This window comes from Sphingomonas rhamnosi, from assembly GCF_036663615.1.
In the GTDB taxonomy this organism is placed as follows: domain Bacteria; phylum Pseudomonadota; class Alphaproteobacteria; order Sphingomonadales; family Sphingomonadaceae; genus Sphingomonas.
On sequence record NZ_JAXOJJ010000004.1, the window covers coordinates 373,644 to 400,145 of the forward strand.

Here is a 26,502-nt window from a genome sequence, read left to right on the forward strand (position 1 = left end):
TCTATTTCGCCCAGGTCGTGACCGCGAGCATCAGGGCCATTCCCGCCAGGCTGGCGAGGGTGGTCCTGAGCCGCGGGTCACGGAGGTGGCTGCGCGGCACCAGTTCGCATGCGCCGATATACAGGAAGACGCCGGCGAACGCGGCGAGCAGCGGCGCCAGCATCGCGCCGGGCACCCTCACCAGCAACCCCAGGATCACGCCGATCAACGGCGCGCAGCCATTCGCGATCAGCCAGCGGATCGCGGTCGATCGGCGGCTGGTCATCATCGACAGGCTGACGGTGTTGACCCCGTCGGCGATGTCGTGGGTCAGAACCGCGATCGCGATCACCCAGCCGATCTGCGGCGAGATCTGGAAGGCGAGGCCGATGCCCATGCCATCCAGCAGGCTGTGCAACGTCAGGCTGGCGGGTGCCAGATGCGCGCGCCATTCGCCCTCATAGCCGCCCTTCGCGCCGAGCACGCGGTCGAGCACCATATAGCCGCCGAAGCCGAGCGCGGTGCAGCCGATCACGGTGCGCGCATCGTACAGCCCCGCGCCAAGCCCGAGCGCCTCGGGAATCAGGTCGAAGAACGACACGCCGAGCACGATGCCCGCGGTGAACGCCGCGATCAGCGTGATCCGCGCGGCGAGCTTCAGCGCTAGGAAGCCGCCGAACAGGGTCGCAAGACTCGCCGCGACGCCGAACGCCAACGGGATAAGAAGCGGCCCGTTCACGAACGCTGCCGCGCATGACGATATCGCATCAAGTCCCTGTCACTTCCGTCATCTGCGCCAATCCGGTCCTAAGACAGGATGATACAAAGTATCGCAATCATAATCGACCGTAGCGGACCGACGATGTTCCATGAAACGAGCCGAGGGGCGGTGCGGACCGATCGCGAAAGGTCACAAAGGTCATGCACGCGGGGGTCGAATCCGATGCGGGGTGCCAGCCATTGGAAAGAGCGAATCGGGTAACGGGCAGAGCCTCGCAGATACCCGGCATGTAGGACGGCGATGTTCGGCACATCGACGCGGTGCGGCAAGTTCGCTATTGCGACTGACTTGCAAGTTCCGCTAGGGCGGTCGCGTGCACGCCGACCATCCTTCGCTGCAGTCCGTCCGCCGGAGATCCTATCGCCCTCGTGTCCGTCGCGTGGCCATCATCATGGGTGCGCGGATCACGACCGCGCTGGTCGGGGGGTATGCAGCGGCGGCCGCGCTGGCGACGTTGGCCGCGCGTCTGCTGCCGATCGACCGCGCCGAAGCGACGAGCTGGGCGATGATCCTGTCGTTCCCGGTCTATGCCGGGCTGGCGCTATGGGCGTTTCATGAGCGGCGGCTGGCACGCGTGGCGTTGTTGGTGTGGGGGTCGGCGCTGGTCGCGGGCAGCGTCGCGTATATGCTCGGGGTGCGACCGTGAGGGTCACGTTGCGGCAGAGCATGGCGTGGATCCATGGCTGGCTCGGGCTGCTGGCGGGCTGGATCCTGTTCGCGATGTTCCTGACCGGGACGGCGAGTTACTTCCGCCCCGAGATTACGCAGTGGATGCAGCCCGAGTTTCGCGCCGCGCCGGTATCCACCGCGCGCGCCGCGCAGACCGCGGCGTCCTATATGCAGCGGGTCGGCGCGGACGACGTGCAGTGGTTCGTCTACCTGCCCGACGCCCGAACCAGCGCGACGCGGATCTATGAACAGCGCAACCCGGCGTCGAAGACTCCCGCGGTCGCCGCCGAAATCGTGCTCGATCCCGCGACCGGGCAGCCATTGCGCGCCCGCGCGACGCAAGGCGGCGAGCATTTCTACCGGTTCCATTTCCAGTTGCAGCTGCCCTATCCCTGGGGCCGCTGGCTCGCCGGGTTGTGCGCAATGTTTATGATGGCAGCCATCATCTCCGGCGTAATCACGCACAAGCGGATCTTCGCGGACTTCTTCACGCTGCGCTGGAACAAGGGGCAGCGCAGCTGGCTCGACGCGCACAACGTCTCGGCGGTGCTGGCGCTGCCCTATCATGCGATGATCACCTATACCGGGCTGATCACGCTGGTGGCGATGTACATGCCGTGGCCGGTGATGGCGAACTACGCCAAGCCGCTAGATTTCGGTGCGGTTGCGTTCGGGATCCCTGCGGATCGCGCCGCGACGGGCCGACCTGCACCGCTGGTCGATATCGGACCGTTAGTCGCCAATGCCGAAGCGCGGTTCGGAGCGCCGGCGACTCGGCTTGTCGTGCGCAACCCCAATGATTCGGCGGCAGCCGTCACCGTTTATCGCCATCCCAGCGCATCGCTCAACGCGCGCGGCCCGTCGGTGACCTATTCGGGCAGCACCGGGCGCGTGCTCGAGGCATCGAGCGACAGCGGTCCGGCGTTGGCGACCGCCGGCGTGATGCTGGGTCTGCACATCGCGCAGTTCGCGGGGACTGCGCTGCGCTGGACCTATTTCGTGCTGGGCCTGACCGGAGCGGTGATGGTCGGCACCGGGCTGCTGCTGTGGACCGCCAAGCGCCGCAAGCCCGATGCCGTGCCGTTCTTCGGGCTGCGGCTGGTCGAGCGGCTGAACATCGCCGTCGTTGCGGGGTTGCCGACGGCGATGGCCGCGTATCTGCTGGCGAACCGGCTGATCCCCGCCGACATGGTCGGGCGCGCGGACATGGAAGTAGCGGCGATGTTCTGGACTTGGGGTGCGTTGGCGCTGGTGCAGCTCGCGCGGCCGGCGCGGCGGGCGTGGCCTGAAGGGTTCGCGATCGGTGCGGCGGCGTTCGTCGCGATCCCGGTGGTCAACGCCGTCACCAAGACGCGCGGACTGCCGCATTCGCTGGTCGACGGCGATACGCTGTTCGCGGCGTTCGATATCGCGATGCTGGCGATCGCCGCGGTGCTGGCGGTCGGTGCGTGGTTGGCAGGACGACGGCGTGAAGCGCGGGTCGCGCGGCGGATGCGGGCGGTGGCCTATGGGTGAGATCGTCGCGATTAGCTTCTTCGGCTGGATGATGCTGGCGACGTCGTCGTACAAGATCCGGCGCGAGTTGGGCATCGCCGCGCCGGCGACGATCGCCGGCCTGCGAGTCGCTGCGGTGGTTCTTCTGATGCTGGCGCTGTGCCGCTGCGGCGCGCCGGTTTCGGGCGAGCGTTGGGTCCGTTTTCTGGGTGGCAGTGCGATTGCCGCGGTGATGCTGGTGTTGGTCCTGTCGGTCGTACCGTTGCGAGCACTGCGTCGCGACCCCAAATAGCGCAGGATCAGGAGAACCCCATGCCGATCTATCAGAAGACCGACGAAGCCATCGCCAAGCTGTCGCCCGAAGAATTCTATGTCACGCAGAAGAGTGGAACCGAACGTCCGGGTACCGGCGCGCTGTTGAAGAATAAGGCGGCGGGGATTTATGTCGACATCGTCTCGGGCGAGCCGCTGTTCGCGTCGTCGGACAAGTACGAGTCGGGCTGTGGCTGGCCGAGCTTCACCAAGCCGCTGGAGCCCGCCAACGTCGCCGAGCTGCGCGACGCGAGCCTGGGGATGGTCCGCATCGAAGTGCGCTCGGCGCACGGCGACAGTCATCTCGGCCATGTCTTCGACGATGGCCCGCGCGACCGTGGCGGCCTGCGCTACTGCATCAACTCCGCGTCGCTGCGGTTCGTCGCGCGCGAGGACATGATCGCGCAAGGCTATGGCGACTATCTGGACCAGGTCGAGGACGTCGCCTGACGGTGACCGGCGCGCGCATCGAGGAATGCGGGACTCTGATACGCCACGGCGGCGCGTTCGCGCTGCGACGCGATCTCGGCGGGCTATATCTTTTGCAGTTGCAGCGCGTTCCCGTCGACCATGTCGAGAAGCGGGTTCGAGTCGTCGGGACGGTGTTGCCCGACGGTCAGATCAGCGTTGACGGCGTCGCCGCGGCGTGACGGCAATACGGTAACAGTCGAACGGCGCAATTTCATGACGTTATCGTCTGTTCTTTTGGGATACTTAGGTGTAGTCGCCCCCTCGACAGGGTGCCACCGTTCAAGGAAATCACGTGAACGAAACAATCAATACCGTAGAACTCGCTGCCGAACTGACTGCCGCTTGGCTCGCCAATCCTAATACGCGCACCTCGGCCGACGATGTCCCCGCGTTCCTGCTGTCGATGCACGCCGCTGTGTCCAAACTGTCGAACGGTGGCGAAGACGACGTCGAGCAGGCCCCGGCGCAGAGCTACGAACCTGCTGTTTCGGCGCGCAAGTCGTTGGCGTCGCCGGACGTCATCATTTCGATGCTCGACGGTAAGCCGTACAAGACGCTGCGTCGTCATCTGTCGACCAACGGCCTGACGCCGGAACAGTATCGTGAGCGCTTCAACCTGAAGGCCGATTATCCGATGGTCGCTGCGACCTATTCGGAAGCGCGCCGCGCGATGGCCAAGTCGATCGGCCTCGGCCGCAAGGCGGGCACCAAGGTCGAGAAGGCCGCGGACACCGCACCAAAGGGCGCACGCAAGGGCGGCAAGGCTGCGCTCGACGCGGCCAAGCAGTCGCTCGGTGGCGAGGGCTGATTTCGGACGGGCTTCGGCTTATCCGATTTTCGTAAAACGGGGCGTCGGCATCAGCCGGCGCCCCGTTTTGCGTTCAGGCGTAGCGAAGCGCGGTCTCGCGGATCAGCGCGATCATGTTGGGGATGCCCTGAGTCCGGTTCGAGCTCAGCTGTTTGGCCAGGTCGAACGGCGCGAGCTCGGTGGCGATATCGGTTGCGGCGATATCCGCTGGTGGCTGATCCTGCACGGTCAGGAGGACCAGCGCGATGATCCCCTTGGTGATCGCGGCATTGGAGTCCGCGAGGAAGTGCAGCGTGCCGTCGGGCGTCGCGGTCGGGTAGACCCAGACCGAGGCCGAGCAGCCACGAACCAGGGTCGCATCGGTTTTCAGCGCGTCGGGCATCGGCTCTAGCCCGCGGCCGAGATCGATCAATAGCCGGTAGCGGTCGTCGGCTTCGAGGAAGTCATATTCTTCGTGGATGTCGGTGAGGCTGGGCATGCTCCCGACTAGCCTGCCGTGCAGGACGGGACAACCGGCTGAGGGGACGGAGAGGGGCGGGTGACGTGGCGCCGCGTCCGCGCTAAGGGGGGCGATGTCCAAACTTCCTGTGGTCGCGATCGTCGGCCGCCCCAATGTCGGCAAGTCGACCCTGTTCAACCGCCTCGTCGGCAAGAAGCTCGCGCTGGTCGACGACCGGCCCGGCGTCACGCGTGATCGCCGCGAGGGCGATGCGTCGCTGATCGGGCTGGAATTCCGCATCATCGATACCGCCGGCTACGAAGACCATGACGCGCAGACGCTGCCGGGCCGGATGCGCCAGCAGACCGAGGCCGCTGTAGCGTCGGCCGACGTCGCGCTGTTCCTGTTCGATTCGCGCTCGGGCCTGATGCCGCTCGACGAAGAGATCGCGCGGTGGCTGCGCGGTGCCGACGTACCGGTGGTGCTGGTCGCGAACAAGGCCGAGGGGCGCGCCGGCGAGCAGGGCATCCTGGAATCGCTCGCGCTCGGCTTCGGCGATCCGGTGCAGGTGTCGGCCGAGCATGGCGAGGGGCTGGGCGACCTGTTCGAGGCGCTGCTGCCGTTGCTCGAAGGCAAGGACGAGGTTCCCGAGGAACAGCCCGACAATGAATATGAAGGGCCGCTGAAGCTCGCGATCGTCGGCCGCCCGAACGCCGGCAAGTCGACGCTGGTCAACCGCATCCTCGGCGAGGACCGGATGATCACCGGCCCCGAGGCAGGTATCACGCGCGATTCGATCTCGGTCGACTACGATTGGGAGCCGGCCGGCGGCGAGCCGCGTAAGGTGCGGCTGATCGACACCGCGGGCATGCGCAAGCGCGCCAAGGTGCAGGACAAGCTGGAGAAGATGTCGGTCGAAGACGCGCTTCACGCGGTCGACTTCGCCGAGGTCGTCGTGCTGCTGCTCGACGCGACGTTGGGACTCGAATCGCAGGATCTGCGGATCGCCGACAAGGTGCTGCAGGAGGGCCGCGCGCTCGTCATCGCGCTCAACAAATGGGATGTAGCCGAGAACGCCTCGTCGCTGTTCAACGGTGTCAAGAAGGCGCTTGAGGACGGGTTGTCACAGGTGAAGGGCGTCACCGTGATGACCGTGTCGGGGGCGACCGGCAAGGGCATCGACCAGCTGCTGCAGGCGTGTTTCGACACCCGTGACGCGTGGTCGAAGCGGGTCGGCACCGGCGAGCTCAACCGCTGGTTCGAGCGCGCGATCGAGGCGACTCCGCCACCCGCGCCGGGCGGCAAGCGGATCAAGATGCGCTACGTCACGCAGGTCAAGTCGCGTCCGCCGAGCTTCGTGATCTTCGGCACGCGCGTCGATCAGCTGCCGGCGAGCTACGAACGCTATCTGGTCAATTCGATGCGCAAGGACCTTGGCTTTGGCGCGGTTCCCGTCCGCCTGATGTTCCGCGCGCCCAAGAACCCGTACGACCACGACAAGTGACGTACGTCGGGTGATCCGGATCGACGCGCGCGGGATGCGATGCCCGTGGCCGGCGCTGAAGCTGGCGCGGGCGCTGCGCGAGGGCGCCGCCATCGTCGAGGTTCGCGCCGACGATCCGCAGGCGCCCGCCGAGCTCGCGCGCGTCGCCGATCATGCAAACGCGACAATCGCGACGATTGCAGATCAGTTTGGATCAACTTTTGTCGTGACCGCACAGGGACATCGCAACACTGTGTTTACGCAATCGGCATAGGACGGCTCGGAGTTCTTCACGGCATCGCGCCGATCGGGAGTAGGGTTGTAGTGTCGTTCGAGGGAAGCACGCTGGTAGATTGGGCGACGTTCTCGCGCTCTCGAAACGAGTTGGGGGCCGGCTTCATCCGCATCCTCGGCTATTTCCGCGAGGACGGAGTCAAGTCGGTCTCGGCGATCGAGACCGCGCTTCGCAACGCCAACGCCGCGGCGATGGTGATTCCGGCGCATACGCTGAAGGGCGAGGCGCGGCAGTTCGGCGCCGAGCCGCTGGCCGACCTAGCCGAGACCATCGAGAATATCGCGCGCGATTGTGTCGAGCTGCAGGACACACCCGAACTGGCGCTGGAACATGTCGCCAGGCTGCGCGGGATGTTCGGGGAAACGCTGACGCTGCTGGAACGCGAATCAAACCCGGTGATCGAACGGCGGCCGATCGTGGGCGGGTTCGGACGGCGGATGGTCTGATCCGGTCACCTGAACTTCAGTGCGGGGGCCAGCGCCACGAGGGTTTTCGTGGCGCTGGAACCAGATACGTTACTTCCGGTAGGGCGCCGCGCCCGACGGCGGCGCGTCGTGCTCGGAGATCGAGTTCAGCTGGATGTAGTTGTGGATCCCCATGCGGGCGATCATCTCGAACTGGCGTTCCAGCGTGTCGACATGCTCTTCCTCGCCGGCGAGGATGTGCGCGAACAGATCGCGGCTGACGTAATCCTTGACCTCCTCGCAATAAGAGACCGCGTCCTTCAACTGCGTCACCGCCTCGATCTCGAGCGCGAGGTCGGACTTCAGCACTTCCTCGACGGTCTCGCCGATCCGCAGGCGGCCGAGCAGCTGGAAGTTGGGCAGGCCGTCGAGGAACAGGATTCGCTCCGACAGCATGTCGGCGTGCTTCATCTCGTCGATCGACTCGTGACGCTCGAATTGGGCGAGCTTGTAGACGCCCCAATGGTCGAGCATCCGGTAGTGAAGCCAATATTGGTTGACCGCCGTCAGCTCGTTCTTGAGCGCCTCGTTCAGATATTCGATAACCTGGGGGTCGCCCTGCATTGCCATTGTCTCCGTACCTTTGCCCGCATCCTAACGACGCGGGCGGGTCGGCGGCAACTGGAAAATGGCGGATTTCTGGGGGTTTCGGTCGCTGCGAATGCTACGCAGCCGCGCGTTCCTCGGCGATGATCGCGCGCGCGACCGAGGCGCACTGGCCGCATTTGGGCTGGCGACCGAGCGACCGGAACGCTTGGCAGGGGGTGGTGCAGCCACCGCGCGCGCAGCTGCGGACATCGGATTCTCGTATGGCATTGCAAACGCAGACGACCATGGAAGCTCCCTCGCTCTGATCAGAGACGTAGGGCTAATGCGAACCAGTCGCAAGCACTTTTGCGGATGGTTCGCAATATGGTCTGCGATCGCCCGTCCGTCGGCCGCGCATGACAGGATCAGGCGAGCGCGGCGTCGGCACCCATCAACTTCGGGAAGAAGCCTTCATGCGCGGCGCGCAGGTCATCGAGCGTCACCGCGAAATCCGCGTCGGGCAGCTCGAAGATCAGCCGCGTGCCACCGGTGCGGCCCAGCGGTTCGGCGAGCACGCCGGCGCCGTGCGCTTCGGTCAGGAAGTCGAGCAGCGCATGGTCATGGACGGTGACAACATAGACGCCCTGATCCTCCGCGAAGAACGAGCGCGGCGCGTCGAACGGCAGCGCGCGGTTGATCATCGCGCCAATGTTGCCGGCCAGCGCCATCTCGGCAAGAGTCACCGCGACGCCGCCATCGGACACGTCGTGCACCGCGTTCAGCTTGCCGTCGGTGATCGCGGCGCGGATGAAGTCGCCGGTGCGGCGCTCGGCGGCGAGATCGACCGGTGGCGGTGGGCCGGCGTCGGCGCCTTCGCGCCCGAGGCATTCTCGCAGCCAGAGCGACTGGCCGAGATGCCCGCCGCGCGTGCCGACGACCATGATCACGTCGCCGGGATCCTTGAACGCGATTGTCATGTTCTTCTGCCAGTCCGCGAGCAGACCGATGCCGCCGATCGCCGGGGTCGGCAGGATCGCGCTGCCGCCGCCGGTTGCCTTGGACTCGTTGTACAGGCTGACATTGCCCGACACGATCGGGAAGTCGAGCGCGATGCACGCCTGGCTCATGCCGTCGAGGCAGCCGACGATCTGGCCCATGATCTCGGGGCGCTGCGGGTTGGCGAAGTTGAGGCAGTTGGTGACCGCCAGCGGGCTCGCGCCGACCGCGGTCAGGTTGCGCCACGCCTCGGCCACCGCCTGTTTCCCGCCCTCAACCGGGTCGACGAAGCAATAGCGCGGGGTGCAGTCGGTGGTGATCGCCAGCGCCTTTTGCGTGTCGTGGACACGGACCACCGCGGCGTCGCCGCCGGGGCGCTGGACGGTGTCGGCGCCGACCATGTGGTCGTATTGCTCCCAGATCCAGCGGCGGCTTGCGATGTCGGGCGAGCCCATCAGCGTGAGCAGGTCCGCGGCGATGTCGGTGGTTTCGGGCAGGTTGTCCAGCGGCGCCGCGGCGGGAGTGGGGACGTGCGGGCGATCGTACAGCGGCGCTTCGTCGGCGAGCGGGCCGAGGGGGATGTTGCAGACGGTCTCACCCTTAAACTTCAGTATCATCCGGCCGGTGTCGGTGACCTGGCCGATCACCGCGAAATCGAGCTCCCATTTGCGGAAGATCGCCTCGGCGTCGGCCTCGCGGCCGGGCTTGAGCACCATGAGCATGCGCTCCTGGCTTTCCGACAGCATCATCTCGTAGGGGGTCATGCCGGTCTCGCGCTGCGGCACGTCGTCCATGATCAGCTCGATGCCGACGCCGCCCTTCGACGCCATCTCGACCGCGGAGGAGGTAAGGCCGGCGGCGCCCATGTCCTGGATCGCGACGATCATGTCTGTCGCCATCAGTTCCAGGCACGCCTCGATCAGCAGCTTCTCGGTGAACGGGTCGCCGACCTGCACGGTCGGACGCTTGGCGTCCGAATCCTCACCGAAGTCCGCGCTCGCCATCGTCGCGCCGTGGATGCCGTCGCGGCCGGTCTTCGAGCCGACATAGACGATCGAATTGCCGAGCCCGCTCGCGGCGGAATAGAAGATCTTGTCCTGATCGGCGATCCCGACGGTCATCGCGTTGACCAGGATGTTGCCGTCATAGGCCGAGTGGAAGTTCACCTCGCCGCCGACGGTCGGCACGCCGACGCAATTGCCGTAGCCGCCGATGCCGTGGACGACGCCCGCGATCAGGTGGCGCATTTTGGGATGATCGGGGGAGCCGAAACGCAACGCGTTCATGTTCGCGATCGGCCGCGCGCCCATCGTGAAGACGTCGCGCAGGATGCCGCCCACGCCGGTGGCTGCACCCTGATAGGGCTCGATATACGATGGGTGGTTGTGGCTCTCCATCTTGAAGATCGCCGCCTGGCCGTCACCGATGTCGACGACGCCGGCATTCTCACCGGGGCCGCAGATGACCTGCGGGCCGGTGGTGGGCAGCTTCTTCAGATGGAGGCGGCTCGATTTGTAGCTGCAATGCTCGGACCACATCACCGAGAAGATGCCGAGCTCGACGAGATTGGGCTCGCGGCCCAGCGCGGCGAGGACGCGCTCATATTCGTCGGGGGACAGGCCGTGTTCGGCGACGATCTGGGGCGTGATTGCGGTCATGCGCGCGCTTTAGCGGGGCATGCGCGGCTAGGCCAGTATCTCTGGGCAAGGATCGCGAGTCAGCGCCCGGGGGTTCTGCCCGGGCGCCGGCGTGGCAGTCGTGTTACTTGCGCGCGATCGTGAGGCCGTCTGCAGCCCAGTCGGCGCGGCTCTGGCATCGCTCGGGGACCAGCCGACTGCCGGTGATCGGCCCCGCGCCGCGTTCGCGGACGCAATAGCGGTCGTGCTTGGCGTCGTAGCGGACGACGTAGCGCGGACTGGAACCTGCGGAGGCGGGGGCGAGTGCCGTGACACTGGCGGCGGGGGAGTCGCCAGCGACGGCGGGCGTTCCAGCGGCGGCGGCGAGCAGTGCTGCGATCATCAACATGGCATTTTCTCCTGCAATTTCAGCAGGCTTGCTGCCTGCCTACGATGCAATGCAGGAGGTGTGCCAGTGTACTAAGTCACTGTAACGGCAAGGTTTCGAAAATCAGTCGGGCAATTGACGCGCTAATCATTGGCGCGGTTTGCCAATTCGTGGGTTCAGACACGCTCCAGCGTGGCGAACGTTACCTCGCGGCGCACCCGGAAGCCGAGGGTTTCATATAGCGCGATCGCGCGGGTGTTGCTGACATAGCTGGTCAGGAACGCGGTATCGCCTCCCGTCTGGATGCGGGCGACGATATGCCGCATGAGAGTCGCGCCAAAGCCCTGCCCGCGAAAGTCGGGATGCGTGCAGACCGCGCTGACCTCGACGAACCCGGGCAGGGCCAGCCGGGTGCCCGCCATCGCGACAAGCGCGCCGCCGCGACGCACTCCGACATACCCGCCGAGGCGGTGGGTGTTCGCGAAGAACGGGCCGGGCTTGGTCAGCGTCGCCAGCGCCAGCATTTCCGCGGCATCGGCATCGCCGAGCGGCAGGATCTCTGCACAATCGGGCGGCGCGACCGGCATGGTCGCGGTCATTTGCGCCAGGCGATGCACGCCGGTCGATTTGAGACCAGCGGGCAGCGGCCAGGCGTCGGTTTCGATCATCCCGACGGTCTCGCCGGGACCGACCAGCGCGGCGAGGTCTGCCATGCTCTGCGCGCTGCGATCCGCGGCGGCGACGAACAAGCCGACCGACGGATCGATCCGGCGGGCGCGCGCGGTGCCGATCGTCATGTCGGCGCGATCGGTGGTGAGCGCGGTCCACACCGCACGGTCGAGAGGATGCGTCATGTCGCCGTTCTACGCCCGGCGGCGTTCGATGCCATCCCGCCGCTTGCGCTCAAATATAGGGCGGTTGGGTGTAGCCGGCGGGGGACAGCGTGAAGATCTCGCAGCCGGTTTCGGTGATGCCGATCGAATGTTCGAACTGCGCCGACAGCGAGCGGTCGCGCGTCACCGCGGTCCAGCCGTCGTCGAGCAGCTTCACGTCGGGACGGCCGATGTTGATCATCGGTTCGATCGTGAAGATCATGCCCGGCTTCAGCTCGGGGCCGGTGCCGGGCTTGCCGACATGGACGACCTCGGGTGCGTCGTGGAACAGGCGGCCGACGCCGTGTCCGCAGAAATCGCGGACCACGCCGTAACGATGCTTTTCGGCATGGCGCTGGATCGCGTTAGCGACGTCGCCCATCGTGTTGCCGGGCTTGGCCTGTTCGATGCCGAGCATCAGGCATTCGTAGGTCACCTCGACCAGGCGGCGCGCCTTGATTGGGACGTCGCCGACCAGGTACATCCGGCTCGAATCCCCGTGCCAGCCGTCGAGCAAAGGCGTCACGTCGACGTTGACGATGTCGCCCGACTTCAGCGTCTTCTCCGACGGGATACCGTGGCAGACGACATGGTTGATCGAAAGGCAGACGCTGTGCGTGTAGCCGCGATAGCCGAGCGTGGCGGGGACGGCGCCGCGGCTGACGATGAAGTCGTAGATCAGCCGGTCGATCTCGGCGGTCGTCACGCCGGGCACCATGTGCGGCACGATCATGTCGAGCGTCTCGGCGGCGAGCCGCCCCGCCTTGTGCATGCCCTCAAACGCCGCGCGGCCGTGGAGCTTGATCGCGCCGGTGCGCGCGTCGGGGGCGTCTGAAGTGACGGTCACATATTCGGTCATGATCGCGGATATAGCGTGGCGCGGCGGGTTTTGCGAGACTATGCCCGCGGCATGAGCAAGGACGTCATCGGGGAACGCATCTGGACCGCCGCCCTCGTCGTGATCGGCGACGAGATCCTGTCGGGGCGCACGCAGGACAAGAACGTCGCGCAGATCGCGCTGTGGCTGAACGTGCAGGGCATCCGCCTGGCCGAGGTGCGCGTGGTGTCGGACCGGACCGAGGCGATCGTCGAGGCGGTCAACAGCTTGCGCGCGCGCAACGACTATCTGTTCACCACCGGCGGAATCGGGCCGACGCATGACGACATCACCGTCGATGCGATCGCCGCGGCGCTGGGCGTCGCGGTCGAGTTCCATCCGCAGGCGATGGCGGTTCTGGAGCAATATTATGCGACGCGCGGCGGGCTGACCGAGGCGCGGGCGCGGATGGCGCGGGTGCCGGCGGGGGCGGGGCTGATCGTCAACAAGGTGTCGGGCGCGCCGGGGATCCATGTCGAGAACATCTTCATCATGGCGGGCGTCCCGCACATCACCGCGGGGATGCTCGACGCGCTGACCGGCACGCTGGAGGGCGGGCGCCCTGTGGTGTCCAGGACGATCGGCTGTTGGGTCGCGGAGAGCGAGGTCGCGGACCTGCTGCGCGACGCCGAAAAGACGCACGCGGGCGTGGCGATCGGCAGCTACCCGTTCTTCCGCGAGGGGCGGACGGGGGCGAATTTCGTCGTGCGCAGCGCGGATGCGGCGCTGGTCGATACGTGTCTGGCGGATCTGACGCGGGCGCTGGAGGCGGCGGGGTATCCGGTCGCCGCGGAGGGGATTTAAAGGGTTTCAAATATGCGCCGTCACCCCGGACTTGTTCCGGGGTCCATGGTTCCGCAAACCAAGACTCCTCGATTTTGCCGCGCCATGGATGCCGGAACAAGTCCGGCATGACGGGGGAGGGGGTTACGCAGTAGCAGTCGCCGCTGCCCGGCCCCGTTCCGAGAGGCTTCGGAAGGTGATTGACCAGCGCGGCTCGTCCATCGGCGCGACGCTGTGTTCCCACTCGTGGCGCGCCTCGCCGGTCAGGTGGTAGGCGGCGCGCGGTTCCAGCGGCAGCGTCGCGCGATCGAACCCGCGCTCGCGGCGGCGACGCATCCGGAGCGTCGCGGGCGCGCCTAGCGAGATGCCGACGACGTGATCGAACTGCGGGCGATCGCGGTGCCAGCCGATGCCCGCGCCTGGATCATAGCGGATCAGCAACGCCTGTTCGAGCGCGTCCGCGGCCAGGCCGGCGAACATCGCGGCACGCGCCCGCACCGGCAGCAGGAAATCGGGGACCGGGGCGCCACGCGCCATCGTTCCACGCTCGAAATCATAGCTCCACCCGAAGCTGGTCGTCCGTCGCTTGCCGATCCAGCGCTGGAAGCGGAACGGCGCCGGGTCGGTCGCATCGATCGCCGCGATCAACGCGGCTTCTTCGGCCGCGTCGACGATCGCCGCGCGCACCGGCACCGGCGGGCTATCGGTGGCGGCGAATAGATCGGGTTGCAGGGACGTCGGAATGGACATGCGATCTCTCGGATAGTCCTGCAATATGGGCGGATTCGCAGCGATTTCCACCACGTACCGGGCGGATCAATTCCCTGTCGCGAAAGCGTTCGGTTCAGCCTAGAGCGAGGTGTATCGTGCGAACGACCGATCATTCGCGCTACAGGAGCGACATGCACATCATCTTTTCGACGCGGATCCTGGCCAGCGGGGTCGCAGCGCTGACCCTTCCCTTCGGCGCGCACGCGGCCCAGATTTCGCCGGCACCGGGCGTACGGCCGCCGCTCGCGCGCCCGACGCTCGATCCGCCGATCCTGACGCCATCGCAGGGCACACCGATCCTGACGCCCGTGCTTGCTCTACCACGGCTGACCGACGCGCAGGCGACGCAGCTCGCGACGTTGCTCGAGGCGGACGTCACGGGGCAGGGGCTCGCCGCGCTGCCGCCGACCCCGGTCACGAGCGCGGATGGCGCGCGACTGATCCGTCAGGCGCTCGACCATGCGCGCGCGGTACACGCCGGACGGCTGGAAACCGCGGACTTCCAGGAGGATTGGGGCCTGCGCCCGGCAGCCTATGATCCCCTGCCAGCGTTCGTTGCGGCCGTCCGCGCGGATCGGATCGCCGCGTGGTTCGCGTCGCTGCCGCCCCCCTATGCGGGCTATGACGGTCTGAAGGCCGGGTTGTCGCGGTACCGCGCGATCGCCGCGTCGGGTGGGTGGGCGACGATCGCCGCCGGTCCGGACATGAACATCGGCACGACCGGCGCGCGTGTCGTCGCACTCCGCAAGCGGCTGGCGATCGAGGACCGCGACACCAGCCTGAAGGGCGACAGCTATGACGTCGGGCTGGTCGATGCGGTGCGTCGCGCGCAGCGTCGCTATGGCCTCAACCCCAGCGGGATCGTCTCGACGCAGACGCTCGCCGCGCTCAACGTGCCGGCCGAGGCGCGCGTGCGCCAGATCATGGCGAACATGGAGCGGTGGCGGTGGCTGCCGCAGCAGATGCCGGCCAATCGCATCCAGGTGAACATCGCCGCGGCGGTGCTGACTCTGTTCGACGGCGATCGGCCGATCCAGTCGATGCGCGCGGTGACCGGGCGGCCTGGTCACGAGACCCCGATGCTGTCATCGACGATCCACAGCATCGTGCTCAACCCGCCGTGGAACGTGCCGACCTCGATCGCGACCAACGAACTATGGCCCAAGGAAAAGCGCAACCCGGGCTATCTGAAGCGCTCGGGTTTCAAGGTGATCGACGGCACGCGGCTGCAGCAGCAGGCGGGGGACCAGAGCGCGCTCGGCCGCTTCAAGTTCGATTTCCCCAATCCCTATTCGGTGTATCTGCACGACACGCCCTCCCGCGCGAAGTTCGCGAGCTTCGATCGCCTTGCCAGCCATGGTTGCGTACGGCTCGAAAAGCCGGGCGAGCTCGCCAACATCCTGTTCACCGGCGATCCGACCTGGACGCCCGAGACCGTCGCGGCGACGATCGCCAAGGGGCAGACCGTCCGCGCGAAGCTGGCCAAACCGGTGTCGGTGTACCTGCTCTACTGGACCGCGTTCGCCAGCGGCAACGGCCAGATGAACTTCCGCGACGATCCGTATGATTGGGACGGCAGGCTTGCCGCGAAGGTCGAGGCGCGCACCGCGCGTCAGGCCGCCCAGACGCTCGCTGCACGGTAAGGACCAGCCATGAAGACGATATCGCATGTCGCCGCCGGGCTGCTCGCCCTCAGCGCACTCGCCGGCTGTTCGTCGGAGCCCGCCGCGCCGCCGATTGACAACGCGCTGACCGAGGAACCGGCGGCGCCGGTCGCCGAGGAAGCGCCCGCGCCCGTGCCTGAACCGGCGCCCGTCGAACCCGCACCGGTCGCGACCGCCAACGCCGTCATGCCGCCGCCCGCCGCGGCGATCGCGCCCGACGAACAGATGCTCGACGACGCCGACGCGACGGGCATGACCGCGCGCGCCAACCGCGACGAACTGGCGACCGAACCCCCAGCGAACGAGACCGAAGACAAGTGATGCGTGTGACCGGTGGCGTCCTGGGTCGGGTCGCCGTGTGTATTGCGATCGTCGTTGCCGCGCCCGGAGCGGTGTCCGCTTCGGCGTCCGCGCCGCAGGCAGCGCGGCCGGTCTCGGCGATCCTGATCGACGCGGAGGATGGGCGCGTGCTGTATGCGCGCGACGCCAATCTGGTCCGCCGGCCGGCATCGCTGACCAAGATGATGACCCTGTTCCTGGCGTTCGACGCGCTCGAGGACGGGACGCTCAAGCTGACCGACCGCGTGCCGGTGTCGCGCCACGCCGCCAGCCAGCAGCCGTCGCGGCTCGGGTTGGTGCCGGGGACGAGCATCAGCGTCGACGATGCGATCCGCGCGATCGCGGTGAATTCATCGAACGACGTCGCGGTGGCGCTGGCCGAGAAGCTCGGCGGTACCGAGGCCAAGTTTGCCGGGACGATGACGCGCAAGGGGCGCACGCTCGGGATGCGCGAGACCGCGTTCCAGAACGTCACCGGGCTGCCCGGATCGAATACCACCACTGCCAAGGACATGGCGGTTCTCGCGATGGCACTGCTCGACAAACATCCGCTGCGCTACGCCTATTTCGGCACGCGCAGCTTCCAGTGGAAGACGCGGCGGCTGCAGAACCACAACCATCTGCTCGGCAATTTCGCCGGCGCCGACGGGATCAAGACGGGTTACACCGCCGAGGCGGGTTTCAACCTCGCGGCGTCGGCGCGGCGCGGCGGGCGACGGCTGATCGCGGTAGTGCTCGGCGAACGCACGGTGCGCGCGCGCGACGCACGCGTCGCGCAGATGCTCGACGAGGGATTCGCGATGCTGGCGGGGAATTCGTAGGTCTGTCGTGCCGGGTCGACCTGCGCCCTGTCGGATCTATTAACCGCTGAAAGCGGGACCCCGGCTCAGGCCCGGGGTGACGATGCCGCCAGATACCGTTCGAGATCGTCGCTGCCGCCGATCTGTTCGTCGCCGATGAAGATCAGCGGCGTCGTCGCCACGCCATGCTCGGCCTTGAACGCGTCGACTTCGTCGCGCGATCGCAGGATCTGATCGTCGACGGTAAAGCCCTCCGCCTGCAGCAGCTGTTTGGCGCGCACGCCGAACGGGCAGGTGTGGTCGGGCAGCACCATGCGGTACAGCGTCGCGGTCCGGGCTTCGGTCATCGGTGGTTCCTTCGAAGGGTCTGTGCGCTACAGCGCGGCACGCGGCCGGACGTTCCGTGGCCGCGGATGCGACGTGGCCGTTGACGGCGGTGCGATAGCTGTGGCATCGGCTCGCGGATCGGTGCTGCGGCGCCGGTCTGCGGGTGTAGCTCAATGGTAGAGCTTTTGCTTCCCAAGCAAGTGACGAGGGTTCGATTCCCTTCACCCGCTCCACTGACCGCCTGAAACCGCAGAAAACCGCCAATTTGAGGCGGAAATGCGGACTAGCTCTCACTTAGCGGCGCACATAGAATCTCACACACAGGTCGCGCCCGCTTCACTCTCGATCGGAGGTGAGCCGTGGGACGTCAGACGTAATCTACTGCGCAGAACGGTCGCTATCACTTCCGTCGCAAGTTCGCCTTCGGCGGCGTGCTCGCAGTCGCGACGCTAAACTCCGCCGTTGCGGCGAGCGTGGAGATGCCCGTTGGTTGGGGCTGTCCGTCCGGCGGCAGGCGGTGAGGCTAATGCGCAAGGTTGAGCATATAGCCATTGAAGCTCTGGACTTACCGTTCTGCTGCGGCTTGCCGGGAGCGATGGAGTGCGATGCCATCTGCTGGTCCTGCGCCCTACATAGGATCGCCAGGCTGGTCAGTTCGGTCCCGTGAGGGACTGCCACGTCCCAGGACCAGCATGATCGCTAGGCACGCAAAGACGCCGATCAATGGTGAGGTCCAAGCCATTGCCAATAGATTTTGCTGCGTATGCAATCCAATCGAAGGCCCGGCGGTCCAGCCGATCGCGGCGAGACCACGACCCAGCAGCGCGCCGCTCAAACCGCCTCCGATCTTCAGGGTCAGCAGCAGCAGCGCAACGGGAAGTCCTTCGCATCGGAACCCGGTTTGCGCTTCTCCGTGGTCGACTGCGTCGGCGAGCAGTACCCAGATCATCATCTGCAGGCCCGCATTGCCGATGCCGAACAGAGCGATACCCGGTATCATGAGCACGGGCTGGATCGCGAATATCGAAAGCCCGAGAGCAAGGATGACCAACGCCAGCGTCAGTACAGGGCCCCGCTCGATACGTCGGGCGATCGCCATCCAGGCCGGTAGCGCGACGAGCTGCGCGACCGCGAGCGTCGTCAGCGCGGTGCCGGTCCAGCCCGGGTCCGCGACCACGCCCTTGCCGATATAGGCGAAGGACCGCGCGAAAACGGGGAGCGTCAGCGCCTCGACGAAGGCGAGTGCCAGCACAAAGAGCAGCGGGCGGTTCGCGACGATCCCGCCCCACGACGCGCGCGACGACTCGTTGGTCAGCCTGCGCGCCGACCGCGGGGCGCAGGCGGCGGCAATCCACAGCGTGGCGACATAGGCCAGCGCGGCAAGACCGGTGATGGCGACGAGATCCGTGCTGCCCCCGCGTGATGGAGCGACGAAAACGCCGGCAAACTGCGCCACCGCCAGCGCGCCCAGGCAGCTGAAGATGTAGCGCAGCCCGGACACCGTCGTGGCGCTGCCCGGCGTCCGCGTCAGGCGCATCATCAGCGCGTTGTGCGCGACGTCGCAGGCCGAATAGGCGGTGCGGAACAGCAGCACGGTGCCGATCGCCCAGGTCAGGATAGCGCCGCCGCGCCACCCGGGATCGATGAAGAAGATCGCGAAGAACACGCCCACGATCGGTGCGCCGGCGAACAGCATGCGGCGATAGACCGCGCTCCGGTCCGCGGCGCGGTCGAGCAGCGCGCCCAGCAGCGGATCGCACACCCCGTCCCAGACCAGCCCGATCATCACGACCAGCCCCGCGACCGCGGGCGCTACGCCCCAGCGTTCGGTCAGGATGAACAGCAGGAAGAAGTCCATCGTCGAGGCGAGGACGTTCTTGCCGAAATTGCCGCTGGCATAGCCCAGCATCCGGCCCCGATGGACGGGGGCGACGTGGTTATCGGGGGCTGGGGGCTCCATCGGCCTGCGCCTTAGACCCGATGTCTTGCAATTGCGGGACATTTCGCGCGGTTCGCGGCACCGTCGTGATCGTCAGTATGCCGCCGCGCAACAGGTCGGCATGGGTTAGTCGGAATTGCGCAACGGGTTTCCCGTTCAGGCGCGCCTGGGTGATCGCACCGCCTGCGGGCCCGTCGCGCCGAATCGTCAGGTGCCGGCCGTTGCCGAGGTCGAGCGTCGCACGCGCGAATGCCGGGGTCGTCAGCATGTACCAGGGCTCGCCGGGGACCAGCGGATACAGGCCCAGCGTCGCGAACACGTACCATGCGGTCATCCCGCCGGCATCGTCGTCCATCCCGTCGGCAAAGCCCTGCGGCGACAGCGCGAAGCTCCGCCCGACGAACGGCACCGGCAGCTTGCCGCTGTTGGTATAGGGGTGCGCGATCGGCTTGGTCAGGATCGTGCGGACCAAATCGGCGGTCGCCTGCGGCTCGCCCAAGGCGGCGAACATCCACGGTACCTGGATGTCGGGCTCGTTAGTCATGTTGAACAGGCCGGCGTCGAAGAAGTGGCGGAGCTGCGCGACGAAGCGGTCGCGCCCCACCGATTCGGCCATCCAGGCCAAGTCGAAGATCGGCGCCCAGCGATATTGCCACAAGGTGCCCTGATACAGCCCGCGTGCCTTGACGACGTCGCCGTCCGTGCCCGGTGTCTCGAACACCGACCGCCACATCGGGCGATAGGATCGCGCCTTTGCCGCGAAGGTCCGCGCGATGTCTGTCCGGCCTAGATCGCGAGCGAGTTCGGCAATCGCCCAGTCGTCGTATGCGGCCTCGATCTGCTCGTCGGGCGTGCCGCGCTTGAGCGTAGGGCTGTCGGCGACCATTCCCGCGAGCGCGGCGTTCGCGTCGAAGGCGATGCCCTTGCGATGCATGTCGAGCAGGGCGATGCCGGCATGTTCGGTCCGGACCGTCAGGAACGGTTCGGCGGGCGTCGACCATTGCGGCTTGCCGTCTGCGTAGAGCGCGACCAGCGACTGCGCGATCGCCTTGCTGCGCTCGGGCTGCAGCAGCGCGAGCAGCGGCATCTGCGTGCGGTAATTGTCCCAGAGCGACCAGTTGGTGTATCGCGTCGCGCCGGCAGGGGACGTCTCGATCGCGCCGCTCTTGTCGCGGTGGCGACGGTCGGGATCGTCGATCGCGACCGGGGTTTCCATCACGCGGTAGAGCGAGGTGTAGAACAGCGCGCGGTCGTCGCGCGGGCCGCTCGGCACGACGCGGCCGAGGATGGCGTTCCATGCCGCGCGCGTGCCCGCTGCGATCTTGGCGAGGGGGCGATCGCCGATCTCGGTATCGCGGGTGGCGGCGGCGCCATCGCCGTCGACGGTGGACAGGCCGGTGCGGATCTCGATCGCGTCGCCCGCCTTCGCGACGAGGCGCAGCGTGGCGAGGTCGCCTTCGCCGGTAACGAGGCGCTGGTGGACCGGGCGGCCGTTGACGCGGATCTGGCTGGCGCTGTGGAGATGATAGGCGCCGGCGTCGCACACCGTGCCGGCGGCAAGATCGGCGCGCAGGTCGTCGCCGAAAAGGCTCGCCCACCTGGCCGAAAGGCGCTTCGAATAGCTGTGGCGGGGGTCGAACCGAAGATCGACCGCGCCGGCGCGGGGCAGCGTGAAGCGCAGCACGCCCGCACCGCGCGTCGCCGCCATCTCGGCGAGAATGCCGCCGTCATAGCGGACGCGGTAGGTGCCGGGATGCGCGGTCTCGCTGGACTTATCGATCCGGGCGGGACCGGTCTGGTCCGCGTAGCGCAGCGAGATCATCAGGTCGCCGCCCGCGCCGCCACAGCCGACGCCGACGCCGCGGGTGTGCGAGAAGCCGAGCAGCGTGGTCGCGGCGTGATCATAGCCCGCATGGTTGGCGGGGCTGGTATCGGGGCCGAGCTGAACCATCCCGAACGGCGCGACCGCGGCGGGGGATAGCTGGCCGAAATCGGCAAGCGTGCCGACGAACGGGTCGACCAGATCGGCGGGTGTTTCCTGCGCGGTGGCGGGGGTGGCTGCGGTCAGAAGCAGCGCTGCGAGCGGGTAGCTTCCCCCATGCCACCACCCCGGCGAAGGCCGGGGCCCAATTGGGATGGTCCGCGTAACGGAGCGCCGTACTCGATCACAGCCGTCCCCCAATTGGGCCCCGGCCTCCGCCGGGGTGGTATTTCTGGCTACCGCCGCGTGCTGATCTCTGGTCATGGGTCGAGCGGGTCCCGCGGGTCCTGGCGCAGCGACAGAGCCGAGGGGCGGAACTCCAGGTCATAGACCGACAGGCGACGTCCGACGGTTCCCGGCTGATAGCCGAGCTCGTGCGCGTTCCGGTCAGCGAAGACCTTGCCTTCGATATAGGCGCTCTGCTCGGCGTCGGTGACGATCAGTGCGGGCCGGTCGAGCGGGATGCCGAGCGCGGCAAACCGCCGGGTCGCGTTGCGCAGATTGGTCGTGGTGTGCCGGGCATAGGGTTCGAGGATCACGCGATCCGCCGGGATGCCGTACCGGTCGATCAGCGCGCGGCGCATCTCGACCGCCTCGACGAAGCGCGTGCCGCGCGGATGCACCGCGCTGCCCGACACCAGGATGAACGGCGCCAGACCCTGGCGATAGCGCTCCGCGGCGAGCCGCACGTGGAGCTTGCCGCGCGGGCTGAGCATCGTTGCGGCGTCTTCGGGACCGACGCCCGGGACGATGAGCGCGGCGTAGCGGAACGCGGTCCAGTCGGTGCGCGCGGCGGCCGCGCGGGCGCCGGCATTCTCGTGCTGGTCGAGCGGATCGAAGCGGATCGCCGCGGTCGCGTCGTTCGCATCGAGCAGCGCGACCGCCACCGCGATGCTTGCCGCGAGCGTTTCGGGGGTGGCATCGGACGCGGCGCGTGCGGTCTCGATCGCGATCTTCACGCTGTCCGCGAACAACGGCGTGCCGGCGGCGAAGATCGGCCCGTCGATCTTGGAATAGCGTCCCGGCAGCCCGAGACCATAGACACGGAGAATGGCGTTAAGCCCCTCCAGTTCCTGGTCGATCGCCGCCGCGGCTGTCAGATCGGCATTGGCCTTCGGGACGGGCAGGGCGTTGGTCTTGGCCAGGCGGCTCAGGACGAAGGCGAAGGTCGCGCGATCCTCGTCGGTCCAGATCGTCGCCTCGATCGTGCAGGCGGGTGTACCGCACGCGGCGATCCGCGCCGCGCGCGCCTGCTGCAGCGTCTTCATCCCGTGGTCGGCGTCGAGCGCGCGAGTCCAGGCGCTCGACCGCGTGACGCCGCCGAGCATCGGAAACAGCTGTAGCGACAGACCGTCGACGACCGCATCCTTAACCGCCGCGGCCGCCGGCCGCTCGGCCGACACCGGCGGGGCGGCCGCGAGCGTCAGCGCCATCCCCGCCATCACTATCCGAACCCTGCGCGCGGCGGTCACCAGGACTTGCTGACCACGAGCCGGACGTTGCGACCGAAGATCGGACGGCCGTAGATCGCGTCCGCCGTGCCCTGTCCGGCCAGGGTGTCGGTGCGGGTGTTGCCCTCGGTCAGGCCCTTCGCGTTGAAGATATTGTCGCCGACGACCTGCATCTGCCACGTATCGCGCGTCAGTGTGATGCCCGCGCCGATCGTCCCATAGGCCGGCAGCGCGGTGTTGTTGAGGAAGTCGACATAGCGCTTGCCGACATATTCATAGCGTCCGTAGATCTGCACGGCGTTGCCGGCGACGTCGAAGTCGACCGAGGGGCGGATATTGCCGTAGATCTTCGGTTCGCGGACGAGCTGGTTGCCCTCGACATCGCCGGGGCTGGCGCCGTTGGCGTTGGTCAGGCTCTTGTACTTCGGCTCGCTGACGGTCAGCGCGCCGGTGATCGCAAAGCCATAGGGGAGCGCGAGATTGCCGTCGATCTCGACGCCCTTGATGGCGGCCTTGCCGATGAACGGCACCGACTGGTCGTTGCGGCCGGTGACCGGATCAAGCGCGACGAACGAGGCGTTGAGCGGATCGTAACGGGTGTAGAAGCCGATCAGGTACAGATACGACCGGCCGAATGCGGCCTTCAGCCCGACCTCATACTGGTTCGCCTTGGGCGTCAGGATCGTCGGGTTGATCTGATAGGTGACCTGGGTCGAGGGCGGCGTTTCGAGATGCGAGGCGCGAGCATAGGCGCCGAGGTGACGCGTGACGTCGTAGTTGATCCCGGCGGTCCAGTTGGTGATGTCCGGGCTCAGCTTCGCATTGATGATCTTGCCGGTGAATGCGCGCACGCCGTCGTCGGACAGCGTCGCGGCGTTGCCGAGATTGGCCGAGGTCGTCTCGAACGCATAGCCACTGAAGCTGTAGCGTTCGTGGCGGATGCCGCCGTCGATCGTCAGGCCCTTCAGCACTTCCCATGTGTCGTTGGCGTAGAGCGCGTACATCGACGCGTCGGTGTTGCCGCGGTTGAGCGTCGACGCATATTTCAGCACGCCGTTGTCGGTGACCGAACCGACCATCTGGCCGGCGGCGTTATAGGCGATCAGGTCGAGCGTGCGCGGCTTGCCGCGAACCTCGAGCAGATAGTCCTGATACGCGACGTCGTTGGTCTCGCCGTACAGGCTGCCATAGACGCCGACGCGCAGGTCGTGCGTGCCGAAGCCGGTCGCGATCGAGCGCGTGACGCTGAGGTCGCCCTGCGTCGAGTAGAATTTCGACACGACGTCGCGGAACTGCGCGGGGACGACCAGGCCGGACGCTGTGCTCGGGTCGTAGACCTCGGCGCCGTTGGTGCCGGCGATCGCGTAGCCGAGCCGGGCCACGCCGGCGCCGAACGCCTTGCGCGCGTTGTCGAGGTTGGTCGGGGTGCCGATCCCGTTGCTGGTCGCATTGGCGTAGGTGTTGGCGTCGAACGGGTTGGTGGTCGAATACAGCGCGTTGAAATGCAGCTTACCGACGCTGACGCCGCCCTTGGCCGCGATCTTCCAGCCGTCGATGTCGGTGTCGTACTGGACCCCGAGATTGCCGAACTCGGTGTGGCGGCCGTTGCCGAGATCGGCGGCGACGTTGCGCGTCGTGCCGTCGGCCTCGCGGTAGCGGATGGTCGCGTTGCGCAGCGCAGGCGAGTTCATCGTGCCGCTGAAGAAGTCGATATACTGGTTGAGCGACTTGGACGGATCGCGCGGGTCGGCGGTCGGGATCGGCAGATAGAAGACGTTGTGGTCGTTCAGGTAATTGGCCGACACGCGCAGCGACCCGGTCTCGAAGTCGTGCTTGATGTTGGCGCGGATCTGGCCGCCGCGATCGTTGGGGAAGCCGTTGTCGCGGTAGCCGTCGTGGCGGCGGATGAACCCGCCGATCGCGTAGTAGGTCGATTCGTCGATCGGGCCGGCCTGATAGCCGTCGAGCCGGTACAGCCCGGTATCGCCGAGCGTGACCTGCGCCTTGCCGCGCGTGGTGTCGGTGCCCGACACGGTGATATTGTTGACGATCGCCGCAGCGTAGCTGGCATAGACCGGGGCGGGGCCGCCGCGCACGACCTCGACGCGCTGCGTCATCAGGTCGAAGCGGTTGAGGCTGTCGCCGCGGAAGAAGTTGCCGTCATTCTCGTGGAACAGCGGCAGGCCGTCCTGCTGGAAGGTGACGAGACCGCCGTCGCTGGGCAGCCCGCGCAGGCGGACGATGTTCTGGACCTCGCCACCGGTGTTCTCGACCGCGAATCCGGGCAGCTTGCCGAGCAGGTCAGCGAAGTTGAGCGGGGCGAGCCGCTGGATCTCGGCGTTGCTCAGCGAATTGACCGCGTAGGAGACGTCGAACCGGCGCTGCTGGCGCGCGGAGCCGGTGACGATGATGTCGGCACCGGTCTCGGTAGGAGCGGCTGCGGCGGCCCCATCCGGGGTGTCTGCCGTCGAGGTCGTCGGCGTCGCGGGTGCGGACGGCGCGGGTTCCGTTGGCGCCGGCGCGGTTTGCGCGAAGGCCGGCGCGTAAGCGATGCACAATGCTGCGAGCGCGCAACCCGTGCGCAAGCCGTATTTGGTCATTGATCGTTCCACCCTGTTTGTTGCGCCGCCGCTGGACCCGGAATATTACGATTTTAATTAATTTCACGAAATAAATTAAATCGATTAGATCGTGCCGGCAGGGGGTGGCGATGGCGATATGGCGGATACGGCTGGATGACGACGAACGCCGGATCATGAGCGTCCTGCGGTCTTCCGGCGCGCGGTCTCGGAAGGATCTGGCGATAGGACTCGGGATGAGCGCGTCGAAGCTGACGCGCCTGTCGGGAAACCTGCTCGCGCATGGCCTGATCGAGGAAATGCCGGGCACGGATGCTGCGACGCCCGGCCGGCCGGCGGTGCCGCTGCGAATCTCGCCGGCGGCGGGCTATGCGGTGGGCGCGATGGTGCATCGCGGGCTGATCGAGGTCGCGCTGGTGGATTATGCGGGGGGCGTGATCGCGCACCGGTCACGGCCGTTCGACGATCCCGATCCTTATGCGTTCGCCGCGCGGGTGACGGCGGAAATGCACGAGCTGGCGATCGCGAACCGATTGCTCGGCCGGCGGCTGCTGGGGGTGGGGGTCGGCGTACCGGGCGCGGCGCTGTCGCCGGACGGCGCGCGGCGCTGGACCGTCGACAGCCTGGCGGCATGGCGCGGCGTCGACCTGAAGGCCCTGTTCGAAGAGCAGATCGGCCACGAGGTGTGGATCGAGAACGACGCCAATGCGGCGGCGCTCGCGGAATATTATGTCGGCGGGCTGATGCGGCGCTGCACGACCGCGGTGGTGATCCTGCTCGGCCACGGGATCGGCGCAGGGGTCATCGTCGACGGACGCATCCTGCGCGGCGCCACCGCCAGCGCAGGCGAGATCGGCATGCTGTATCCGGTCGAGGAACCGCGGCCGTCGACGTTGGACCTGCTTGCGACATTGCGCGCAGAGGGATGCGGGATCCGGTCGCTGCTAGATTTCGATGCCGTAACGCTCGGCTTCGAGGATGTCGTCGCGCAGTGGGTCGTTCGCGCCGCAGGCCAAATCGCGCCGATCGTCAACTGGGGCCTCGCCTGGATCGATCCGGGCGAGTTCGTCATTTCCAGCCCGCTCCCCAACCGCATCCTGGCCGCCTTGGTCGAGCGGATCGACTTCGGCGCGATGAAGATCGGCGACCATGTGGGCCGGACGCCGCGCATCTCGGTTTCCACACTCGAAGGCACCGCCGCGACGGTCGGCGCCGCGCTGCTGCCGATCCACGCGACGACGATTGGATGAGCAACGTCGACGGCCGGATTGAAATGAAGGAACATGGGGTAATGGCGGGAGCGAGTTACCTCGATCAGCGATAGCGCAGGAGGTGGCTGTTCCCCGATAGATGAAGGTGCGGGCTCACGACTTGCAGCCGGGCCCATACATCGAAC

28 protein-coding genes and 1 tRNA gene are annotated in these 26,502 nt (G+C 67.1%); 15 read left to right on the top strand and 14 right to left on the bottom strand.

Features of this window, described 5'->3' with window-relative positions; all coding sequences use genetic code 11:
- Window position 1: 1 nt before the first annotated feature.
- Window positions 2-718, bottom strand: coding sequence for a ZIP family metal transporter (locus U1701_RS11515; protein ID WP_332782696.1), 717 nt, complete (start codon window positions 716-718; stop codon window positions 2-4).
- Between the two features lie 421 nt (window positions 719-1,139).
- On the opposite strand from U1701_RS11515, the gene U1701_RS11520 reads away from it, so the two are divergent.
- From U1701_RS11520 to U1701_RS11545, 6 genes are all read left to right on the top strand, one after another.
- A complete protein-coding gene (locus U1701_RS11520; protein ID WP_332782697.1) occupies window positions 1,140-1,406 on the top strand; it encodes an iron transporter in 267 nt (88 codons plus the stop codon).
- On the top strand, window positions 1,403-2,944 hold the full coding sequence (locus tag U1701_RS11525; protein ID WP_332782698.1) for a PepSY-associated TM helix domain-containing protein: 1,542 nt from the start codon (window positions 1,403-1,405) through the stop codon (window positions 2,942-2,944). Before U1701_RS11520 ends, U1701_RS11525 begins: the two co-directional genes overlap by 4 nt.
- Window positions 2,937-3,215: a hypothetical protein gene (locus tag U1701_RS11530; RefSeq protein ID WP_332782699.1), complete on the top strand. Its 279-nt coding sequence runs from the start codon at window positions 2,937-2,939 to the stop codon at window positions 3,213-3,215. Before U1701_RS11525 ends, U1701_RS11530 begins: the two co-directional genes overlap by 8 nt.
- A 20-nt stretch (window positions 3,216-3,235) precedes the next feature.
- The gene (gene msrB, locus U1701_RS11535) at window positions 3,236-3,685 is read left to right on the top strand and encodes a peptide-methionine (R)-S-oxide reductase MsrB (RefSeq protein ID WP_332782700.1); all 450 of its coding nucleotides are present in this window, start codon (window positions 3,236-3,238) and stop codon (window positions 3,683-3,685) included.
- On the top strand, window positions 3,682-3,885 hold the full coding sequence (locus U1701_RS11540) for a DUF5818 domain-containing protein (protein WP_332782737.1): 204 nt from the start codon (window positions 3,682-3,684) through the stop codon (window positions 3,883-3,885). Before msrB ends, U1701_RS11540 begins: the two co-directional genes overlap by 4 nt.
- 113 nt (window positions 3,886-3,998) lie before the next feature.
- A complete protein-coding gene (locus U1701_RS11545; RefSeq protein ID WP_332782701.1) occupies window positions 3,999-4,514 on the top strand; it encodes a Ros/MucR family transcriptional regulator in 516 nt (171 codons plus the stop codon).
- Between the two features lie 73 nt (window positions 4,515-4,587).
- Here U1701_RS11545 and U1701_RS11550 read toward each other — a convergent pair whose 3' ends face one another.
- Window positions 4,588-4,992: a SufE family protein gene (locus U1701_RS11550; protein WP_332782702.1), complete on the bottom strand. Its 405-nt coding sequence runs from the start codon at window positions 4,990-4,992 to the stop codon at window positions 4,588-4,590.
- A gap of 94 nt (window positions 4,993-5,086) precedes the next feature.
- Here U1701_RS11550 and der point away from each other — a divergent pair, with 94 nt between their 5' ends.
- Genes der through U1701_RS11565 form a run of 3 tightly spaced genes read left to right on the top strand, consistent with a single transcriptional unit; the run spans window position 5,087 to window position 7,177 of the window.
- Window positions 5,087-6,457, top strand: a complete 1,371-nt coding sequence (der, locus tag U1701_RS11555; protein ID WP_332782703.1) for a ribosome biogenesis GTPase Der — start codon at window positions 5,087-5,089, stop codon at window positions 6,455-6,457.
- Window positions 6,458-6,467: 10 nt separating this feature from the next.
- On the top strand, window positions 6,468-6,710 hold the full coding sequence (locus tag U1701_RS11560) for a sulfurtransferase TusA family protein (protein ID WP_332782704.1): 243 nt from the start codon (window positions 6,468-6,470) through the stop codon (window positions 6,708-6,710).
- Window positions 6,711-6,760: 50 nt separating this feature from the next.
- Window positions 6,761-7,177 (top strand): Hpt domain-containing protein, encoded by a 417-nt coding sequence (locus U1701_RS11565; protein WP_332782705.1) that lies wholly within the window; start codon window positions 6,761-6,763, stop codon window positions 7,175-7,177.
- A 69-nt stretch (window positions 7,178-7,246) separates the two neighbouring features.
- On the opposite strand, the gene bfr is transcribed toward U1701_RS11565, so the two are convergent.
- The 6 genes from bfr to map all read right to left on the bottom strand — a co-directional run bounded on the left by bfr (window position 7,247) and on the right by map (window position 12,454).
- Window positions 7,247-7,759 (bottom strand): bacterioferritin, encoded by a 513-nt coding sequence (gene bfr, locus U1701_RS11570; RefSeq protein WP_332782706.1) that lies wholly within the window; start codon window positions 7,757-7,759, stop codon window positions 7,247-7,249.
- Window positions 7,760-7,859: 100 nt separating this feature from the next.
- A complete protein-coding gene (locus U1701_RS11575) occupies window positions 7,860-8,030 on the bottom strand; it encodes a (2Fe-2S)-binding protein (RefSeq protein WP_332782707.1) in 171 nt (56 codons plus the stop codon).
- Window positions 8,031-8,148: 118 nt separating this feature from the next.
- Window positions 8,149-10,377, bottom strand: coding sequence for a phosphoribosylformylglycinamidine synthase subunit PurL (gene purL / locus U1701_RS11580; RefSeq protein WP_332782708.1), 2,229 nt, complete (start codon window positions 10,375-10,377; stop codon window positions 8,149-8,151).
- 103 nt (window positions 10,378-10,480) lie between these two features.
- Entirely contained in the window at window positions 10,481-10,744 is a 264-nt protein-coding gene (locus U1701_RS11585) for a hypothetical protein (protein ID WP_332782709.1), read from the bottom strand.
- A 155-nt stretch (window positions 10,745-10,899) separates the two neighbouring features.
- Window positions 10,900-11,577, bottom strand: a complete 678-nt coding sequence (locus U1701_RS11590; protein ID WP_332782710.1) for a GNAT family N-acetyltransferase — start codon at window positions 11,575-11,577, stop codon at window positions 10,900-10,902.
- 49 nt (window positions 11,578-11,626) lie between these two features.
- Window positions 11,627-12,454 carry a type I methionyl aminopeptidase gene (gene map, locus U1701_RS11595; RefSeq protein ID WP_332782711.1) on the bottom strand — a complete coding sequence of 276 codons (828 nt, stop codon included), beginning with the start codon at window positions 12,452-12,454 and terminating at the stop codon, window positions 11,627-11,629.
- Window positions 12,455-12,505: 51 nt separating this feature from the next.
- Here map and U1701_RS11600 point away from each other — a divergent pair, with 51 nt between their 5' ends.
- Complete coding sequence (locus tag U1701_RS11600) at window positions 12,506-13,276, top strand: competence/damage-inducible protein A (protein WP_332782712.1); 771 nt, start codon at window positions 12,506-12,508, stop codon at window positions 13,274-13,276.
- Window positions 13,277-13,399: 123 nt separating this feature from the next.
- Here U1701_RS11600 and U1701_RS11605 read toward each other — a convergent pair whose 3' ends face one another.
- The gene (locus U1701_RS11605; protein ID WP_332782713.1) at window positions 13,400-14,005 is read right to left on the bottom strand and encodes an alpha-ketoglutarate-dependent dioxygenase AlkB; all 606 of its coding nucleotides are present in this window, start codon (window positions 14,003-14,005) and stop codon (window positions 13,400-13,402) included.
- A gap of 152 nt (window positions 14,006-14,157) precedes the next feature.
- On the opposite strand from U1701_RS11605, the gene U1701_RS11610 reads away from it, so the two are divergent.
- From U1701_RS11610 to U1701_RS11620, 3 genes are read left to right on the top strand one after another with little or no spacing between them, the layout of a single operon-like run.
- The gene (locus tag U1701_RS11610; RefSeq protein ID WP_332782714.1) at window positions 14,158-15,669 is read left to right on the top strand and encodes a L,D-transpeptidase family protein; all 1,512 of its coding nucleotides are present in this window, start codon (window positions 14,158-14,160) and stop codon (window positions 15,667-15,669) included.
- A 9-nt stretch (window positions 15,670-15,678) separates the two neighbouring features.
- Window positions 15,679-16,011, top strand: a complete 333-nt coding sequence (locus U1701_RS11615) for a hypothetical protein (RefSeq protein ID WP_332782715.1) — start codon at window positions 15,679-15,681, stop codon at window positions 16,009-16,011.
- Between the two features lie 35 nt (window positions 16,012-16,046).
- Window positions 16,047-16,850 (top strand): D-alanyl-D-alanine carboxypeptidase family protein, encoded by an 804-nt coding sequence (locus tag U1701_RS11620; protein ID WP_332782716.1) that lies wholly within the window; start codon window positions 16,047-16,049, stop codon window positions 16,848-16,850.
- A 65-nt stretch (window positions 16,851-16,915) separates the two neighbouring features.
- Here the strand turns inward: U1701_RS11620 and U1701_RS11625 are convergent, their stop codons facing one another.
- Window positions 16,916-17,176, bottom strand: coding sequence for a glutaredoxin domain-containing protein (locus tag U1701_RS11625; RefSeq protein WP_332782717.1), 261 nt, complete (start codon window positions 17,174-17,176; stop codon window positions 16,916-16,918).
- Between the two features lie 139 nt (window positions 17,177-17,315).
- On the opposite strand from U1701_RS11625, the gene U1701_RS11630 reads away from it, so the two are divergent.
- Window positions 17,316-17,389, top strand: a tRNA-Gly gene (locus U1701_RS11630).
- A 395-nt stretch (window positions 17,390-17,784) separates the two neighbouring features.
- On the opposite strand, the gene U1701_RS11635 is transcribed toward U1701_RS11630, so the two are convergent.
- The 4 genes from U1701_RS11635 to U1701_RS11650 are packed head-to-tail and all read right to left on the bottom strand — an operon-like array spanning window position 17,785 to window position 25,127.
- On the bottom strand, window positions 17,785-19,158 hold the full coding sequence (locus U1701_RS11635; protein ID WP_332782718.1) for an MFS transporter: 1,374 nt from the start codon (window positions 19,156-19,158) through the stop codon (window positions 17,785-17,787).
- Window positions 19,094-21,340, bottom strand: a complete 2,247-nt coding sequence (locus tag U1701_RS11640; RefSeq protein ID WP_332782719.1) for a glycoside hydrolase domain-containing protein — start codon at window positions 21,338-21,340, stop codon at window positions 19,094-19,096. Before U1701_RS11640 ends, U1701_RS11635 begins: the two co-directional genes overlap by 65 nt.
- Window positions 21,337-22,509 carry a YdcF family protein gene (locus U1701_RS11645; RefSeq protein WP_332782720.1) on the bottom strand — a complete coding sequence of 391 codons (1,173 nt, stop codon included), beginning with the start codon at window positions 22,507-22,509 and terminating at the stop codon, window positions 21,337-21,339. The genes U1701_RS11640 and U1701_RS11645 overlap by 4 nt, the downstream gene beginning before the upstream one ends.
- Before the next feature lie 35 nt (window positions 22,510-22,544).
- Complete coding sequence (locus U1701_RS11650; protein ID WP_332782721.1) at window positions 22,545-25,127, bottom strand: TonB-dependent receptor; 2,583 nt, start codon at window positions 25,125-25,127, stop codon at window positions 22,545-22,547.
- A 215-nt stretch (window positions 25,128-25,342) separates the two neighbouring features.
- Between U1701_RS11650 and U1701_RS11655 the strand changes: the two genes are divergently transcribed.
- Window positions 25,343-26,356: an ROK family protein gene (locus U1701_RS11655; RefSeq protein WP_332782722.1), complete on the top strand. Its 1,014-nt coding sequence runs from the start codon at window positions 25,343-25,345 to the stop codon at window positions 26,354-26,356.
- Window positions 26,357-26,502 lie beyond the last annotated feature (146 nt).

Excerpts from the sequence above, each read along its gene's own strand:
- purL (WP_332782708.1), bottom strand. The coding sequence starts at position 10,377 with ATGACCGCAATCACGCCCCAGATCGTCGCCGAACACGGCCTGTCCCCC.
- map (WP_332782711.1), bottom strand. The coding sequence starts at position 12,454 with ATGACCGAATATGTGACCGTCACTTCAGACGCCCCCGACGCGCGCACC.
- U1701_RS11655 (WP_332782722.1), top strand. The coding sequence starts at position 25,343 with ATGAGCGCGTCGAAGCTGACGCGCCTGTCGGGAAACCTGCTCGCGCAT.
- U1701_RS11650 (WP_332782721.1), bottom strand. The coding sequence starts at position 25,127 with ATGACCAAATACGGCTTGCGCACGGGTTGCGCGCTCGCAGCATTGTGC.
- der (WP_332782703.1), top strand. The coding sequence starts at position 5,087 with ATGTCCAAACTTCCTGTGGTCGCGATCGTCGGCCGCCCCAATGTCGGC.
- U1701_RS11645 (WP_332782720.1), bottom strand. The coding sequence starts at position 22,509 with ATGGCGCTGACGCTCGCGGCCGCCCCGCCGGTGTCGGCCGAGCGGCCG.
- U1701_RS11600 (WP_332782712.1), top strand. The coding sequence starts at position 12,506 with ATGAGCAAGGACGTCATCGGGGAACGCATCTGGACCGCCGCCCTCGTC.
- U1701_RS11635 (WP_332782718.1), bottom strand. The coding sequence starts at position 19,158 with ATGTCCCGCAATTGCAAGACATCGGGTCTAAGGCGCAGGCCGATGGAG.
- U1701_RS11625 (WP_332782717.1), bottom strand. The coding sequence starts at position 17,176 with ATGACCGAAGCCCGGACCGCGACGCTGTACCGCATGGTGCTGCCCGAC.
- bfr (WP_332782706.1), bottom strand. The coding sequence starts at position 7,759 with ATGCAGGGCGACCCCCAGGTTATCGAATATCTGAACGAGGCGCTCAAG.
- U1701_RS11575 (WP_332782707.1), bottom strand. The coding sequence starts at position 8,030 with ATGGTCGTCTGCGTTTGCAATGCCATACGAGAATCCGATGTCCGCAGC.
- U1701_RS11640 (WP_332782719.1), bottom strand. The coding sequence starts at position 21,340 with ATGACCAGAGATCAGCACGCGGCGGTAGCCAGAAATACCACCCCGGCG.
- U1701_RS11590 (WP_332782710.1), bottom strand. The coding sequence starts at position 11,577 with ATGACGCATCCTCTCGACCGTGCGGTGTGGACCGCGCTCACCACCGAT.
- U1701_RS11610 (WP_332782714.1), top strand. The coding sequence starts at position 14,158 with ATGCACATCATCTTTTCGACGCGGATCCTGGCCAGCGGGGTCGCAGCG.
- U1701_RS11550 (WP_332782702.1), bottom strand. The coding sequence starts at position 4,992 with ATGCCCAGCCTCACCGACATCCACGAAGAATATGACTTCCTCGAAGCC.
- U1701_RS11615 (WP_332782715.1), top strand. The coding sequence starts at position 15,679 with ATGAAGACGATATCGCATGTCGCCGCCGGGCTGCTCGCCCTCAGCGCA.
- U1701_RS11585 (WP_332782709.1), bottom strand. The coding sequence starts at position 10,744 with ATGTTGATGATCGCAGCACTGCTCGCCGCCGCCGCTGGAACGCCCGCC.
- msrB (WP_332782700.1), top strand. The coding sequence starts at position 3,236 with ATGCCGATCTATCAGAAGACCGACGAAGCCATCGCCAAGCTGTCGCCC.
- U1701_RS11605 (WP_332782713.1), bottom strand. The coding sequence starts at position 14,005 with ATGTCCATTCCGACGTCCCTGCAACCCGATCTATTCGCCGCCACCGAT.
- U1701_RS11530 (WP_332782699.1), top strand. The coding sequence starts at position 2,937 with ATGGGTGAGATCGTCGCGATTAGCTTCTTCGGCTGGATGATGCTGGCG.